General features: G+C 40.0%; 12 protein-coding genes. 8 read left to right on the top strand and 4 right to left on the bottom strand.

From position 1 onward, the window contains the following. Positions 1-35: 35 nt before the first annotated feature. Positions 36-1,064 carry a GDP-mannose 4,6-dehydratase gene (gene gmd / locus EHS15_RS04340; protein ID WP_135759307.1) on the bottom strand — a complete coding sequence of 343 codons (1,029 nt, stop codon included), beginning with the start codon at positions 1,062-1,064 and terminating at the stop codon, positions 36-38. A gap of 140 nt (positions 1,065-1,204) precedes the next feature. On the opposite strand from gmd, the gene EHS15_RS04335 reads away from it, so the two are divergent. The 3 genes from EHS15_RS04335 to EHS15_RS04325 all read left to right on the top strand — a co-directional run bounded on the left by EHS15_RS04335 (position 1,205) and on the right by EHS15_RS04325 (position 4,707). Further along, positions 1,205-2,443, top strand: a complete 1,239-nt coding sequence (locus EHS15_RS04335; RefSeq protein WP_135759306.1) for a porin — start codon at positions 1,205-1,207, stop codon at positions 2,441-2,443. Position 2,444: 1 nt separating this feature from the next. Continuing rightward, positions 2,445-2,960 (top strand): hypothetical protein, encoded by a 516-nt coding sequence (locus tag EHS15_RS04330; RefSeq protein WP_135759305.1) that lies wholly within the window; start codon positions 2,445-2,447, stop codon positions 2,958-2,960. Between the two features lie 172 nt (positions 2,961-3,132). Next, on the top strand, positions 3,133-4,707 hold the full coding sequence (locus EHS15_RS04325) for a PA14 domain-containing protein (RefSeq protein ID WP_167884150.1): 1,575 nt from the start codon (positions 3,133-3,135) through the stop codon (positions 4,705-4,707). Between the two features lie 2 nt (positions 4,708-4,709). On the opposite strand, the gene EHS15_RS04320 is transcribed toward EHS15_RS04325, so the two are convergent. Both EHS15_RS04320 and EHS15_RS04315 read right to left on the bottom strand, forming a co-directional pair. Beyond that, positions 4,710-6,017 (bottom strand): DUF1501 domain-containing protein, encoded by a 1,308-nt coding sequence (locus tag EHS15_RS04320; protein ID WP_342775499.1) that lies wholly within the window; start codon positions 6,015-6,017, stop codon positions 4,710-4,712. After that, the gene (locus EHS15_RS04315; protein ID WP_342775498.1) at positions 6,007-7,776 is read right to left on the bottom strand and encodes a DUF1553 domain-containing protein; all 1,770 of its coding nucleotides are present in this window, start codon (positions 7,774-7,776) and stop codon (positions 6,007-6,009) included. The genes EHS15_RS04320 and EHS15_RS04315 overlap by 11 nt, the downstream gene beginning before the upstream one ends. A gap of 166 nt (positions 7,777-7,942) precedes the next feature. Here EHS15_RS04315 and EHS15_RS04310 point away from each other — a divergent pair, with 166 nt between their 5' ends. The 5 genes from EHS15_RS04310 to EHS15_RS04290 all read left to right on the top strand — a co-directional run bounded on the left by EHS15_RS04310 (position 7,943) and on the right by EHS15_RS04290 (position 12,007). Next, positions 7,943-9,064, top strand: coding sequence for a zinc ribbon domain-containing protein (locus tag EHS15_RS04310; protein ID WP_135759302.1), 1,122 nt, complete (start codon positions 7,943-7,945; stop codon positions 9,062-9,064). Positions 9,065-9,075: 11 nt separating this feature from the next. Continuing rightward, a complete protein-coding gene (locus EHS15_RS04305) occupies positions 9,076-9,606 on the top strand; it encodes an LIMLP_15305 family protein (protein ID WP_135759301.1) in 531 nt (176 codons plus the stop codon). Between the two features lie 20 nt (positions 9,607-9,626). Continuing rightward, positions 9,627-10,619 carry an SPFH domain-containing protein gene (locus tag EHS15_RS04300; protein ID WP_135759300.1) on the top strand — a complete coding sequence of 331 codons (993 nt, stop codon included), beginning with the start codon at positions 9,627-9,629 and terminating at the stop codon, positions 10,617-10,619. Next, the gene (locus EHS15_RS04295) at positions 10,616-11,554 is read left to right on the top strand and encodes a PrsW family intramembrane metalloprotease (protein ID WP_135759299.1); all 939 of its coding nucleotides are present in this window, start codon (positions 10,616-10,618) and stop codon (positions 11,552-11,554) included. The genes EHS15_RS04300 and EHS15_RS04295 overlap by 4 nt, the downstream gene beginning before the upstream one ends. A gap of 159 nt (positions 11,555-11,713) precedes the next feature. Continuing rightward, positions 11,714-12,007, top strand: coding sequence for a helix-turn-helix domain-containing protein (locus EHS15_RS04290; protein ID WP_135759372.1), 294 nt, complete (start codon positions 11,714-11,716; stop codon positions 12,005-12,007). 13 nt (positions 12,008-12,020) lie between these two features. On the opposite strand, the gene EHS15_RS04285 is transcribed toward EHS15_RS04290, so the two are convergent. Beyond that, on the bottom strand, positions 12,021-15,170 hold the full coding sequence (locus EHS15_RS04285; protein WP_135759298.1) for a type ISP restriction/modification enzyme: 3,150 nt from the start codon (positions 15,168-15,170) through the stop codon (positions 12,021-12,023). Between the last annotated feature and the right edge of the window lie 184 nt (positions 15,171-15,354).

Raw genomic sequence — 15,354 nt, 5'->3', positions numbered from 1 at the left:
TGGAATTGCCCAGCTTTTACAATATTATGAAATGGTTATGCTTCCGGCTTTAGGCCGTGTGTAGCCAAATCAGCCTCAGTCATAATTCTAACCAATTCCTTAAACTTAATCTTAGGACTCCAACCTAACTGGCGTTTTGCTTTCGCAGGATCCCCGATCAAAAGCTCTACTTCCGTAGGACGATAGTATTTAGGATCGATTTTTACCAAAACCTTTCCCGTTTTTTTGTCCTTACCGATTTCGTGATCCGCTTTTCCTTCCCAGACCACTTCGAAACCGGCGATTTTATAAGATTCTTCAATGAATTCGCGAACCGTATGAGTTTCATTGGTAGCTACCACATAATCATCCGGTTTCTCTTGTTGGAGCATCATCCACATCATTTCCACATAGTCGGGAGCGTATCCCCAATCTCTTTTGGAATCGATATTTCCCATTGTGATGTGAGGAAGTTTTCCCGCCTTTACTGCGGATACTCCCAAAGTCACTTTTCGTGTAACAAATGTTTCACCGCGTCTAGGGGATTCGTGGTTGAATAAAATTCCGTTGGATGCATGAAGATCGTACGCTTCTCTGTAATTCACAACCGCCCAATAAGCGTATAACTTCGCAACGGCGTAAGGAGAACGAGGATAAAAAGGAGTTTTTTCCGTTTGAGGAACTTCCTGCACCAAACCGTACAATTCGGATGTGGAAGCTTGGTAGAATCTGGATTTAATCCCTGTTTGTTTGATGGCATCTAAAATCCGCAAAGTTCCCACAGCATCCACTTCTGCAGTGTATTCCGGCACTTCAAAAGAAACCTGAACGTGGGACTGTGCCGCTAGATTGTAAATCTCTTCGGGCTGAATTTTTTCCAAGATTCGATTGAGGTTGGAAGAATCGGTAAGATCTCCATAGTGCAAAGTAAGATTAGGATTTCCGTGAAGGTGTTCGATTCGATTTCGATTGAATAAACTGGTTCTACGAACGATTCCGTGAACTTGATACCCTTTTTCCAAAAGGAGTTCCGCTAAATAAGAACCGTCTTGTCCGGTGATTCCCGTGATGAGTGCTTTTTTCATATAGAATGAGAACAGTTTTGCTCCCTAAGGTTTTTGGAAAAGGAAAAAGATGGGGAACTTACATCGATTTTTACAAAATCAAAGCCTGAAATCCGTTGGTCTTTGTCCCTTCTTTCCATTTACTGGCCATTATTACGTTTATGTTTCGTTTTGATGTCAGGTCGTTTTATCTATTTTTCGGTTTTTTCTCTCTCTTTGCCCTTCCTTTAGGAGCGGAAGGAGAAAAAGAAACGAAGGAGGTACCACAATCCACTCCTCCTAAATTCGAAACAGGCTTAGGGAAAGGAATCCGACTTTCCAGCGAAAACAATGTACACAACATCCAAGTTCGATTTCGAGCGGCTCCCCGAGTAGAACAAAGCATGAACCTGGATCAATCCAACGATACTACCAACTTTTTAGTGCGCAGAACGAGGCTCGCCGTCAAAGGGGGACTCTTCAATGAAGAGTGGGTTTTCAACCTCCAATTAGGTTTTGCGGACAGGGACGTGGAAGCGGATCGCAGAAACAATCTCAGAGATGCGAATATTATATATAATAAATATAGGGATGTTAAGTTCTCTTTCGGGCAGATGAAAATCCCTTTCAGCAGGCAAAGATGGAATTCCTCTTCCGCCATGCAGATGGTGGATAGATCTTCCGTTACAGCCGAATTCAATTTGGACAGGGACGTAGGAGCCATGCTTTATTCCGAGGACTTATTCGGAGCCAAAAGAAAATTCGCCTACTACTTAGGTGTTTTCGGAGGAAACGGAAGAAACAGAGTCGATACGAAAATGCCTGGAGTGCTTACAGTAGGACGAATCATTTATTCTCCATTAGGTGGCATGTCAAAAACAGGATCCGACAACGATTGGCTGTCCGAATCCGATCTCAATAGATACCAAGATCCTAAAATCTCTTTCGGACTTTCCGGCGCTTATAATAAAAACTCGAACCGTTCTCTCAGTACCCACGGAACTCAGTACGATTTCGCTCGATTCGATTACAGTCATGCAACTGCTGATATTTATTTCAAATGGATGGGATTTTCCTTCCAGACGGAAGGTATTTGGAGAAGAGCAAATGCAGGTTATGTGGAAAAAGAAGTCTCCAATGTTTTGAAAAGGGAATATTCCAGAAGCGGTCAGGGTTATTTCGTGCAACTTGGATATTTATTTCCAAGCAATTATGAAGTGAGTTTCAGATTCGGAGAATTCAAACCTCTGGGAGAGACCGATCCTTCTCTCAAATATTCGAGAGAAGTAGGAACAGCGATTTCTTATTATTTTGCCGAACACAATTTGAAATTGCAAACGGATGTATTTCGTTATACGGGAGTCCCTCAAGCTGCGGAGGGGGACTACCAAATCAGATCCCAATTACAGGTATTTTATTGAAATGAAATATTTTATATTCATACTATCCTTCTCTTTTCTTCTTACGAACTGCAGTGCGGAAAGAAAAAAAAGCATCAATGATAAAAAAGAAACCTGCACCAATCAAGCTGCAACTGCCTATGTTGCGAGCTCCAATGCAGCCATCACAGGGTCTTACAGCTTTCAATATTCCTGCTCTGCGACTTCGGGATATTCCCCTTCCTGCTACGAATATTTTTCTTCGACAAAAAAAGACGATCTCTGCCCAATTGGATATTCTAAAGCAAAGGTAAAATGTTCCGTTCAAAACTTAATCGGTGTTTGTCGCTATAAACCGGCGGACACTACGAACCAGGTAGTGACAGTAGTGTTCACGAAACCGGGCGACAGTTCGGAACAGGCGACCAGTTTTTGTGCTTCCGGGGATATCAATGGAATTTTCACGCAAAACTATTCGGATCCTACCGCTTCTTCCGTTGATTTCGGTCAAACGATACTCAGTTATCTTCTTTGCATCGAAAAAGCTGAAAAAAATTGACCTTTTCTTTTTGTTTCGGTCGATTTCACCTCGAAAGGTTTTCATTTCGTTACTTTGCAAAACTCCAAGACATTTTTTTTCCTTTCTAGTATTTGTTTTTTTAATCTTAAATCTCCCTTCTCACTCCCAACCCGCAAAACAACTTCGATCCTCACTTCTTTTGGAAGATGGATTGGACGATTTCACATTATGGGAAAACAAAAACGGAGTTCCTGTGATCGCAGGAGTACAGTATCAATCCGGCAAACTGCTTTTTCTGAGTCTCACTGAACAAGGGTTTATTGGAAAAATCGAAGGACGTTATTTTTCAGAACCGGAATTAAAAACTGAAATTTTAAAAAGAAAAGAAAACTCCATCTTCTTCCCCTATGGGGGTGATTCCTTTTCGGAAGATTACAAAGGAGACAGTTTCGGAGCTAGATGGACGGGAACCATTAAGCCTGAATATTCTGAAAAATACAAGTTCACCACAAAAACCGACGACGGAGTGAGGCTTTGGGTCGACGGTAAACAAATCATCAACCAATGGAAAGATATGGGAGCGACCGATTTTTCCGCCGAACTGGAATTAAGTTCAGGTAAAGAATATTCATTCAAAATGGAATATTATGACAAAGGTGGAGATGCTTATGCGGAACTTTCTTGGGAAAGTTTATCCACTCCGAAATCAGTGATCAGAGAAGTAGGATCTTACGATGTCGGTTATCATTTCCAAAACCCATTCGGTCTGGAGACAGAATGGGAAAGTAATTATTTCCAAGGAAAGGAATTTCAGAACAAAATCGGAAACAAAAAGGAAACCTTCTTAAATTTTACATCGAACACAGAACCGTTTGCAAAAGGAATTCCTTTGGAAAATTTCTGCGCTCGATTCTCTTCCTCCATAAAGATTCCTGTAACCGGTGAATATCGTTTTACTGTTACAAGTGATGATGGGGTGAGACTCAAATTGAAAGGCCAAAACAAAATCGATCAGTGGATCGGAATGGCCCCCACAGAATTTTCAGAATCCCTTTCTTTTATAGAAGGAGAGAACGTCCCTATTGAAGTGGAATACTTTCAAGGAGGAGGAGGAAAATATCTGCGATTGGAATGGGAAGGACCCGGTTTTTCAAAAACTCTTCTCGGACCGAAAGGCAAAAAGTTTAGAAACAAAGAAACTCCTTCTTTAGGATTATATCCCGGGAAAATTTTTTCCAAAGACTTAAATGAGGACGGCAAAAACGATTTAGTAGTGTTACATACAGCTTACAACGGTAAGATGTCGATTCTACTTCAAAATCAATTCAACTCCCTAAACCCTCCTATAGAAGTCAGGTTGGGAAAAGACCCGGAAGATATTCTCGATTCCGATCTGGATTTTGATTTGGATCGAGACATATTGGTTAAATCGAAATCGGAGCCTTTGTTTTATAGTGTTTGGAATCAGGGAAATGTATGGATTGCAGAACCAAGTCCGAAATGGATCGAACCGATTCAATCCATTTCTATTCTGCCTTCCTATGGAAAAGAAAACCCGAACGAATCCCCTTACATAGGAATCGCAGGGAAAAATGGGAGTTATGCGAAAATACGAAAATCCAAAAACAAAGGTTGGGGAAATTTCGAATCTCTTTCCGCACAAGAAATAAAAGATTGGAAACAAAAACAAAACGATTCTACCGAAGGAAAAAAATGCATTCCTCTCGGTAAAAAAGATCTATGTTACGACAAACGAACGAAAGAATTTCAAGAATTCACAGAATAATATTATAAACTGATAATGTCTTCTATCGGCTTTGCGGTTTTGGGGGACAAAGGAAAAGGTCTTCCGAAGCTGTTGGTAAGGCTCGCATCCGGATCCACTCCGGAAGCATAATGAATGCTTGCGATCAAATCCCTGAGATGATATGCCTTTGCCGTTTTGGATGGTCTTTCTCCTTTTTCATCGGACTCTCCTAGAACAAAACCTTTTTGAAACGGACCACCGCCTAATAAACTTGTCCAAACGCGAGGATGATGGTCTCTTCCGTCCCTGCTCCCCACATCCGGAGTTCTTCCGAATTCCGAACTCAGGAAAAATACTGTTTGAGATAGAAGCCCCGAACCCGCCAAATCTTCAAGCAGAGCGGCAATTCCTTGATCGGTTTCCGACATGATTTTGGAAATTTGCGCTTTATTATTGTTATGTGTATCCCATCCTCCGATCGTAATTTGAACGAAAGGAACTTCTTTTTCCGCCAAACGTTTGGCCATTAAGAGAGATTTACCCTGCCAAGTAGTTCCGTATCTTTGCCTGGTCGCTTCCGATTCTTTCGTTAGATCGAAACTTTCCAGTCGGGAAGAATTTCTAAATTCTTCGGCCGCCTGCACCATCTGATTCCAAAGTTTCAACTGAGGAGAATGATTTCTGTTTCCGAACTCATCGTTCATCATATTCAAAATATCTTTTCTTCGAACCAATCTCTCATCCTTGTACTTACCGTAAGATGGAACCAAGTGATTCACAGGATTGTCCAAATTTCCGATATGAAATCCGGAATAAGGAACTCCTAAAAAACCGGAATTCCCTATCCGCCCGCTTCTTCCTCCCATAGTGATATAAGAAGGAAAATATGTTTTAGATTGATTTTGCTTTTTAGAATATGCGAATACTGATCCGAAATGCGGTATGTCTGGGAATCCCATCCCTTCCGGCATTCGATACCCGGTGTTGAGAAGGTATTGTCCGAAACCGTGATCACCGTCTTCACTCCAAGTGCTTCTTACGATTCCCACATGTTTCAATTGTTTGGCGGTTTTGGAAAAAGGTTCCAAAAGACTAATCCCTCCGATAGAGGAAGATACTTTGGAAAAAGAACTATTCCCTTTCGGATCCAAAGTATCTACATGGCTCATTCCTCCTTCCATATTGATGAAGATGATCGTTTTTACGGGAGATTTATGAGTGAATTCATTCTCTTCGTCTTCGGAATGTAAAGAAGCCAAAGGCAAGGAAGTCAAAAAAGTTCCTGCAAGAATTCCGTAAGCTCTTTTTAAGAACAAACCTCGGTTCATCGATGAATCGTTAGTTGACATGCAAAAACTCCTGACTGTTCAATATCGCCCAACATAGATCCTGCAAAATTTCACGATCATATACATTGTCGGGTTTGATGAGCTGCTTCGACAAAAATGTCAGCTCAGAAGGATGAGCGTGTCTTCCCAATAAAGTGAAGTAAACCGAATCGAAGGTTTTCGACATCGATTTGGTTTCATCGAACTTCTTTTTGGGAAAAGATTGATTTCCCCCGAAGTCCCAGGTTAATTTGCCGGTCACTCTTCCGTTCATCAAGGTTAATACTTGTTCAATGGTAACTTCGGAAAAATCGTCGTCTATGTCGGTTCTTGACCCGGAACCGAAAACGGACAAAAAGGTATGATACGGTGCAGGCCTTTCCACTTGTACCGAATTCGTGATGTCTTTGGCCTGTTCCTTAGGAGTTTTAATCGTTCCCATTCCCGTGAGATCAATCTCTTCCAAATTTCCTCCGTCATCCAAAGGAATCATTTTTCTTTCTCCGATCCATCCGAGAGAAAGGGTATCGGAAGCTTTCGTCAAAGAATTCAAAAGCTGATCGGGACTCAATCGCTGAGATGTGAAATAACGGATAGGATCTGCCGGATTCGGATCTTTATTATCCGCATAAGATCTTGCATAAGCATCGGAAGAAACGATATACAATATCAAATCTTTGATTTTATAATTTTGTTTCATAAATACTCGATCCAAATGGTTTAGAATCTCTTCTCCTTGAAGAACCGTCTCCTCATTCCAATCATCTAACGGAGTAAAGAAACTCCATCCCATCAAGTGAGTCCAAATTCGGTTGATTAGTACTTTTCTAAAACGATCGTTTTTACGATCCGTCAGCCAATCGGAAAAAATTTTTCTTCTATCCTCTCCCGGTTTGATCCTAGGTTCGGTTCCATCCAAAAATTTAGGACGAACCAAATCCCCACCGGGAGAATCATCCGTATGAGGGAAACGAAGACCTAACTTAGGTTCAATGTAAACCGTGGCATAAGTCAAATCGTTCTTTACCTGGTACGCTTTTCTTTGTTCTTCCGTCCATTTATTCCAGTTTTCCCTATACCATTCGTTGTTTTTATCCTGGAGGAGTTTCAAATCTGCGTTAGGGAGATGTTCTTCCAATTCTCTGGGAACATAACTCACTTCCTGGCCTTCGAAACGATTCGGATCCCAGTTCCAATCCTTCACAAACTGTTGGCTGAAAAATGCAGCCAGACCGTAGTAATCTCTTCTCGTATAACCGGAAATAAACGGATGGTCGTGACATCTGGCGCATCCCACTCTTTGTGCGTAAAATAATCTTCCTACGTATTCCGCAACTTGAAGAGGATCGCCTCCGTCTCTGATGTAAAAAGCAGCGGCAGGATTCTTCGCCACCGTTCCATGAGAATTGATCATCTCTTTAACCAAAGTATCGTAAGGTTTATTGGAATGTAAAGATTCCGCCAAATATTGGTAAAATGCTCCCGCAGGCATCTTTCTGCCTTTTGTTTTGTCTCGAAAAGCGGACCCGAACCTCAATCCCCAATATTCCGCAAAACCGGGATCTCTTAGATAATTGACCGAATAACCGGCAACTCTTGATTCCGGATCCGATTTTTCAAAATCGACAAGTTCTGCGGGAGAAGGGATCGTTCCCTTCAGATGTAAAGCTAATCTTCGTAAGACGACAGAATCTTCGGCGGTTTTAAATTTTGGGGATAATTTTCGATACAGAACATCGAGCGGATGAACGGCACCCGCAGCATGGAAGTTCGATTCCAAAAGAATGTATGTTACGGATGAAATCAGTAAAAATATTGTAAACAGAGGAAATAGGAAATTTTTTGACTTTTGCTTCCGAAACGACATGTATAGAATCTATATACTCCCTTTTGGAAATAAAATATTTTTCTTGCAAAACGTGTTTTTTATTGGATAACGCTTCCCGATGGCAGGGGAAAAAATCTATGAGATGCTTTGGGACTGCGAATTCTGCAGTTCAAAAAAACTTTTAGGCAAAACTCATAGGCATTGCCCGAACTGCGGAGCCGCACAAGACCCTGCCAGAAGATATTTCCCTTCCGATTTCGAAAAAGTGGCAGTGGAAGATCATCAATATTTCGGAGTAGATAAGACCTGCCCTTTTTGCCAAACTCCCAACGGAGCCAAAGCGACATTTTGTGGTAACTGCGGCGGCTCTTTAGACGGAGCAAAAGACGTACTACTTCGTTCCGATCAAGTGGTAGGTACCACAACCGATAACATCCAATCCGCAAAACTGGATTTCCAAAAACAAAAATCGGAGCAAGGTCCTCTCAAATCCTCTTCCCCAAAGGAAGAATTAGCATTCGCAAATTCCAAATACATCAAAGCGCACCCCAAAACCCCGAAATGGGTACTTTGGATGTTGGGAAGCATCGGGATCGGTACAATCGCCTTCGTTTGTTTGGGGGTCTTTTGGACGGAAAAAACAAACCTCAAAGTCACAAGCCAGGAATGGAGCAGAACCATTCAAATCAATCAATTCAAACCGGTTTCAGAATCGAGCTGGTGCGATAGTATGCCTTCCTCAGGTTATGATGTCAGCCGAACATCCGAAATACGAAGCTACAATAAAGTGGCCGACGGAGAAACCTGTTACACTGTAAGATCGGACAGAGGAGACGGAACTTACTCCGAAAAAGAAAGCTGTTCGACAAACTACAGACAAGAGCCTGTATACGATAGCAAGTGTTATTATAAGATAGATAAATGGGCGCCGGATCGATCCGTGAATGCGAAAGGGACCGCATCCGACAAAGAACCTTACTGGCCTACTCCCACTTATAAATCATGTTCCGGATATCAACCTTCAATCGGATGTGAAGAGTTAGGTGCAAGGTCGGAAACCTATGTGATTCATTTCGAGGAAAACGAAGGGAAAACAAAAGGGGAAAAACACGATTGTGACTTCGATCAAAAGAGATGGGAAAGTTTCGATCGAAAGACGATCTATCAAACGGAAAAAAGCGTTATTTTCAACTACATTACTTGTGATTCCGTCAAAGCTGTAAACGGAAGAGAAAATTAAGGAGAACGAATATGGATCAAAATTGGTTACAATCCACTTTGGACCGGTTCCGATCGGAAGAAGGACCTGTCAGAAAATTCTTAAAAGAAACATCTCTTTTTGCGGAAGCGTTCGCAAACCAAGAATTTGACAAAACCGATCAATTGGTAAGAAAAGAAATTACCGATCGACTCTCTTCCTTTAAGGAAGCACTTCATAAATTGGAAGAAGGTTTTGTCGCAAAAGCACAAATCCAAAACATAGGTAAGTCTACACCTGCAGTAAATTCATTGGATAAAATACTTATGAAAATATCCTCGGCAGGTTACGGACTTTCCGGTTTGGGAACAGGTTTCAAAGCTAGCGCAGAAGAGTTGGAGTCCTTATTAAAACACGACTTTGGAATATTAGAAAAGTTAGGGCAATTGGAATTGGACGTAACTCAAAAACTTTCCACCTGGTTTGCTGAAAATCCGGAAGCGGCTATTCAAAACGTAATCGCCTCCTTGGAAACGATCGAAAAAGAGTTCGATTCCAGAAACAATATATTTCTTAAAAAATAATCGCATTATCGGAGTTAAACATGGCATTAATAGACAGAATCAAATTCGAAGGCAATCCGAATGAAATTGTATGGAAGTATCCTTCCGATGAAATCAGCACAGCAGGCCAATTAGTAGTCAGCGAAAACCAAGAAGCGATTTTCTTCAAAGAAGGAAGAGCTTTGGATAGTTTCGGTCCTGGAACCCATACTTTAAAAACAGGAAACATTCCTTTATTGGAAGCTCTAGTAAATCTTCCCTTCGGAGGAAAAACACCTTTCACTGCGGAAATCTATTACGTAAACAAAGCGATTTTTTCCATGAAATGGGGAACAAACACTCCTATCCCATTGGAAGATCCAAAATATAAAATCGTTCTAAACATACGAGCATTTGGTGATTATAAATTCAGAATTAAAGACGCAAGATCTTTTCTTATAAATGTCGTTCAAGGAGGAAATAGAACGACGAATGAAGCCATAGACGAATTTTTAAAACCGAACATAGTGCGAGGAATCGGGGATTTTATATCAGAAGTAATTCTTAACAACAACACTTCCGTTGTAGAAATCAACAAATACAGAGACGAAAGTTCGACTGCGGGGAAAGTGAAATTATCTCCCGAGTTTGCAAAATACGGAATCGAACTTACGGAATTCAACGTTGCATCGGTTAACTTCGATCAAACGGATGAGAATTATCAGAGAATCCAAAAAATCATCACTGACAAATTCGAAATTGATACGTTAGGTGATAAGTATCAACAGAAAAAAATGTTCGATATCGGACAAGCATCTGCGGAAAACCAAGGGCAGGGCGGTGCAGGAATGGGTGCCGGTTTAGGTATGGGAATGGGAATGAATATGGCACAAATGATGGGGAATATGATGAATCCCAATCAAAGCCAAGGAGGACAGCCCGCTGCGAATGATCCTGCTGCAAGAATCGCCAAACTAAAAGGATTGTTAGATCAAGGTTTAATCACTGCGGAAGAGTTTGAAACAAAACGAAAGGAAATTTTATCTTCTATATGATGACTTTCGGACTTTTAGCCGTTGCAATACTTCCCGGATTCGTAATCGTTCAAAGATATTATTCGAAAGATAATCTTCAGAAAGAACCGATCGGTATCGTTCTTAAATCTTTCTTTTGGGGAGCCGCACTTGTTCTTCCCGCAGGTCTTTTGGAAACAATGTTTCCTGATCCGGAAGAATCCAATGTGATCGAATCTGCAATTCACTATTTTCTAGTGGTAGGTCTTATAGAAGAACTTTGTAAATATATTGCTATCCGCCTCTATTCCGCAAAAAATTCCGCTTTCAACGAACACTTCGACGGAATCGTTTACGGTGCCTGTGTAGGAGGAGGATTCGCTACGTTTGAAAACATATTCTACGTAATGGATCACGGATTTGTAATCGGTATCCTGCGTGCATTTCTTTCCGTACCGGGCCATATACTCTGGGGTGCAATCATAGGACATTGGATTGCAAAAGAAAAAATGGAAGGAACTAATCCGATCGTAGCTTTACTTGCAGGAGTCGGAATATCCACTTTTCTGCATGGAGGATTCGATTTCATTCTGGATGTTCACGAATACTCCGTTTTCATCGCTCCTATCTTCGTGCTTGCACCTTTATTCATAGTTCGGTGGTATACTACATCTGCTTTGAAAAAAGACAAAATCCTGCTACAAGAAAGCGGTTTCCCTACTCTCATTACGGAAAAAAATATTCAGCGGACAGAAAGTTCTCCCCTTTTCATTTCATTGCTCCGAAGCGTACTTTATGTATTCTCTACGCTTTTTTTTCTGTTCTCCCTGTTTCTATTTCCCTTCTGTATTTATGATTATTTCTACGGGGAAGATCAAAATTTCGAAACATGGATGTTTGCCATTCCTAGCCTTTCCACTTTCATTGCTGTCGGTCTTCTTTTTTGGGGGAAAAATATCAAAAAACAAAGCTCATAAAGCGTATTTCATTGTTTCGAATGAAACAATGACCAAACAAACGTTTACTATTCGAGAGCGACCGGACAAGTCTCGTCTAACAATGGAGTGTTTTTCGCTTTCGAACGCTTCTTATGCCGATTTGGGATAATATACTTTTAGCAGTAATATAAAATCGCTCTGGAAAAAACGATTTTTACAAAAGAATACAAGCTCCTAATCTCGCTTTTAAAACAAGCAAGAAAGGATGCCAAGCTTACCCAAACCGATGTGGCAAAAGCGATTGGCGAACCTCAATCTTTTGTCTCCAAAGTGGAGTCGGGAGAGAGGAAGATTGACGTGTTGGAACTATGGCGCCTAAGCCTTCTGTACAAAAAGCCTATCCAACACTTCTTTCCATTCACAAAAAAAGAATTTTCTCAGAAAGAAAAAACCGTATTGAAAGCGGCTACGTTGGATAAAAACTCCAAATAGTTCCTAATTCTTGCTATATGATCATGGAATTCATTTCCAGTACCTCGTCTACTTTCTGCATCCAATCATCGCTTTCTTTCAGACAAACGATCAAATTCTGATAGTGAAATAATTCTTCCGAATTCAATGTTTCTCCCTTCCTATCTTTCAGCCATTTTTGAGCCGGTTGATATCCTCCTATAAAAAAATTCCAGGCAGATTCAGGGACATGATCGAAGTATTGGAATTCATTGATCCATACCTTCCCGTCTTTAAATTCTATCAGATCCACCGAATTGTCTCCTGAAACGGAAAAAGTGGTAATCAAAGGATTCGAATTTTCGAATAAATGAATTTTTCTCAGTTGAGAACCGATAGATACCAGCTCCCAAAAAGATTTCGTATCTTTAGGGAGTGGAATTCTAGGGAAATCAATTTTTAATAAATCTATATATTTTTTTCTATAAGAAGGTGAATGAAGGATCGAATAAATATAATCCAAGAGATCCAAAGCACTGAAAAAAGATTTATCGTTTCTTTCCGTGTCTCGAAAAGGAATTTTAATTTCCGATTCCACATCTCGAATGAATTCGGAAGAAAGATTATGAGTTCTACGACTTTGCTTAGAATCCAAAAGAGAAACTTCTCCCTTTTCCCTAATGTAAAGTGGAGCGAAGGATGCCATACCTTTGTTGCTTACGAACACTCTGGACTCGATCATATTCTTCGAAAGAAGGGTATAACAATAATCACATCCGTACGAATATTGCCTCATCAAACAAAGACCGAAATTATCTCCCTCAAGCATATTCTCCATAATATCGGATCTATGTCTGTCGATCAGTTTCGTGGAATAATAAATATATCTGTCATCAAACGGTCTATAAGTGATTTTTTTGATCAAAGAAGAATCAAAAGAATCTTCTTTGAACTTAGAGTGATTGAAATAAACATTTTCTACCAATTTAAAATCTTCCAATACTTCGGAAGGATATTTGCTATGCTCCATCTTTTCAAAGAACGAACGAATCCTTGTTTCTAAGTTCTTTTTACTTTTATCTATAATAAAATGATCCCTATGCGTTTTGATTCCGCTGTTGATGGTAAGAAAAATTCGGTTGAGCGGGAAATATCCTTTATAGTCGGTTAGATGAGAAGTTTCGTTGGGAACGAAGAAAAAATAAGGGGCCTTCGCATTGATATTCTTCCAACCGATCGATTTTAAACCGTTCTTTCTTAAAAAATCGTATTTATCTTTTCTTTTGCCGAAACAGTCATAATGATAAATTTTTGTGCGTTCCGATCTTTTCTTTTTGATGAAGATATTGATGGAGACACCTTGTTTGATATCGAAAACGTTTTCGTCTTTGTCCCCTTTTAAAGTTTTTTCCTGACGGTTGGAATTCCCATGTAAATCCAAAATATATATTTTATTAAATGATTCCAATATGTTCTTTCTGGCTTGTCTGTGAATTAACCCGTCGATAAAACTATTGTTGGATATATAAGCCAAAATCCCTTCCCCGTTTTTATCTATAAAATGCTGACCGAAGCGAATGAATTTGAGATAATCGTCGGAAAGAGGATTGATATTTTTTTCATTCAGATCTTTTTTATAATCCGTCAGTAAACCTTCGATCCATTTGGATTTATTGGCACTGCTTACGGAATAAGGAGGATTTCCGATCACAACCATAACTGGAGTATCTCTTTTCAGATAATTCGCCTCGGTAGATTCTCTAGACAACCAACTTGCGAACAAAGTGCCCGTATCCGGATGAGCTTCTTCCAAAGTATTCGTTAGATACACTTTCAAACGGTTTTGGCTTTTTTCATCTTTAGGACGATATCCTGTTTCCTTTAGAAGTCTTTCCACTTTCAGATGACACATAGTGTATGATGCCATCAAAATTTCAAAACCGTTGATTCGAGGAATTAGATCCTCTTCCACATAACTGGACCAAGCTCCTTCTTGACCTTGGAACCGTTTGTGGATCAGCTTAATGGTCTCTGATAAAAAAGTTCCAGTGCCTGTTGCAGGATCCAAAATTTGCAACTGATGAACTTCTTTATCTATTTGTTTGTATCCGGTTTTGGATCTTTTGTCCGGCTCATCGGAGTTATATTTGATCGTGATCTTTCTATTTTCCGCAAGACCCTTCTCCAATGAAAATTCGTCTTTCAAAACTTCATCCACCGCTCTTACGATAAAATTAACGACCGGTTCGGGAGTGTAATACACTCCTCTGGATCTTCTGAGTTTAGGATCATAGGCTGATAAAAATGTTTCGTAAAAATGCAGAAAGGGATCGTTTTGAGCGGTTGCTTTTCCGAAATCCGATAATATGGAATGTAAGTTAGTTGCTCTGAATATATCGGCAAGATCGTCCACGATCCAAGAAACTCTTTCATCCAGTTGCACTCCCGATATATAATCGAAAAGATTTCTTAAAAAGGGATTGGATTTGGAAATCAATTCTCTGGCTTCCAGACGACTGAAATCGTTTCCGTTTCCATCGTTCAACCTGGCAGCAAACAAACCATAAGCGATTGTTTGCGCATAAATATCGGAGAATGTTTTCTCATCCAAATCATGAATCAAAATTTTACGAAATGCATAAAATTGGTCTCTCAAACTGTTGTTCGGATCTTCTTCCTTCAATGCGTTGTACAAAACTTCTTCCATCATTTTCGCTTTTTGTGCCATCATCTTGGCTAATTTTTCCGCAGAATCGATGGTTTGGCCTTGGAAGTTGCAAAAACTTTGTATATGCGTTTCAAAGTTCTTAAAATTTTCGGAATGAACTTTTAAATTTCCTCTTTCAAGAGAGGCAAGTTTGATTCGTTTTACTTTTTGTCCGGATCGATAGAATCGAAATTCCAAATAGTCGGAAAGGATCAGATTGTCTAAACTTCTTAAATATCTTTTGAGTTGTTCCGATTTTTCAGCTTTATCCAAGTCGATTCCTATGTTTTTCGCTTCGATATAGCCTAACGGAACTTCTTTGCGATGTATGATATAATCCGGCGCACCGCATTTCTGCCTTTTGGGCTCGTTGGTAATCACGATTCCTTCCACCAATTGACTGAGAAGCGACTGCAGATCTCCTCGATAACTGTGCTCTGTCGCTACCCCAAAGGTCAATCTGTGCTGAATTTGTTTTACATATTCTTGAATAGGCATGTAAATTTTTTCGTGAAACAACCTAATGGCCATCACACTATCCTATAATAGAATATATCAAGTAAACAACATTTTTATTCCAAATCGGGATATATTTTTGAAAATTAAGCGAAAAAAGAAGTTACATACGAAATGAAATTTAAAATTGAGGAGGATTTATAAGAATTGAGTGAAACGGTGAGAT

This window comes from Leptospira idonii, from assembly GCF_004770995.1.
Taxonomy (GTDB): domain Bacteria; phylum Spirochaetota; class Leptospiria; order Leptospirales; family Leptospiraceae; genus Leptospira_A; species Leptospira_A idonii.
The sequence above is the reverse complement of the archived record's forward strand: the minus strand, read 5'-3'. Positions and strand labels throughout refer to the sequence as shown.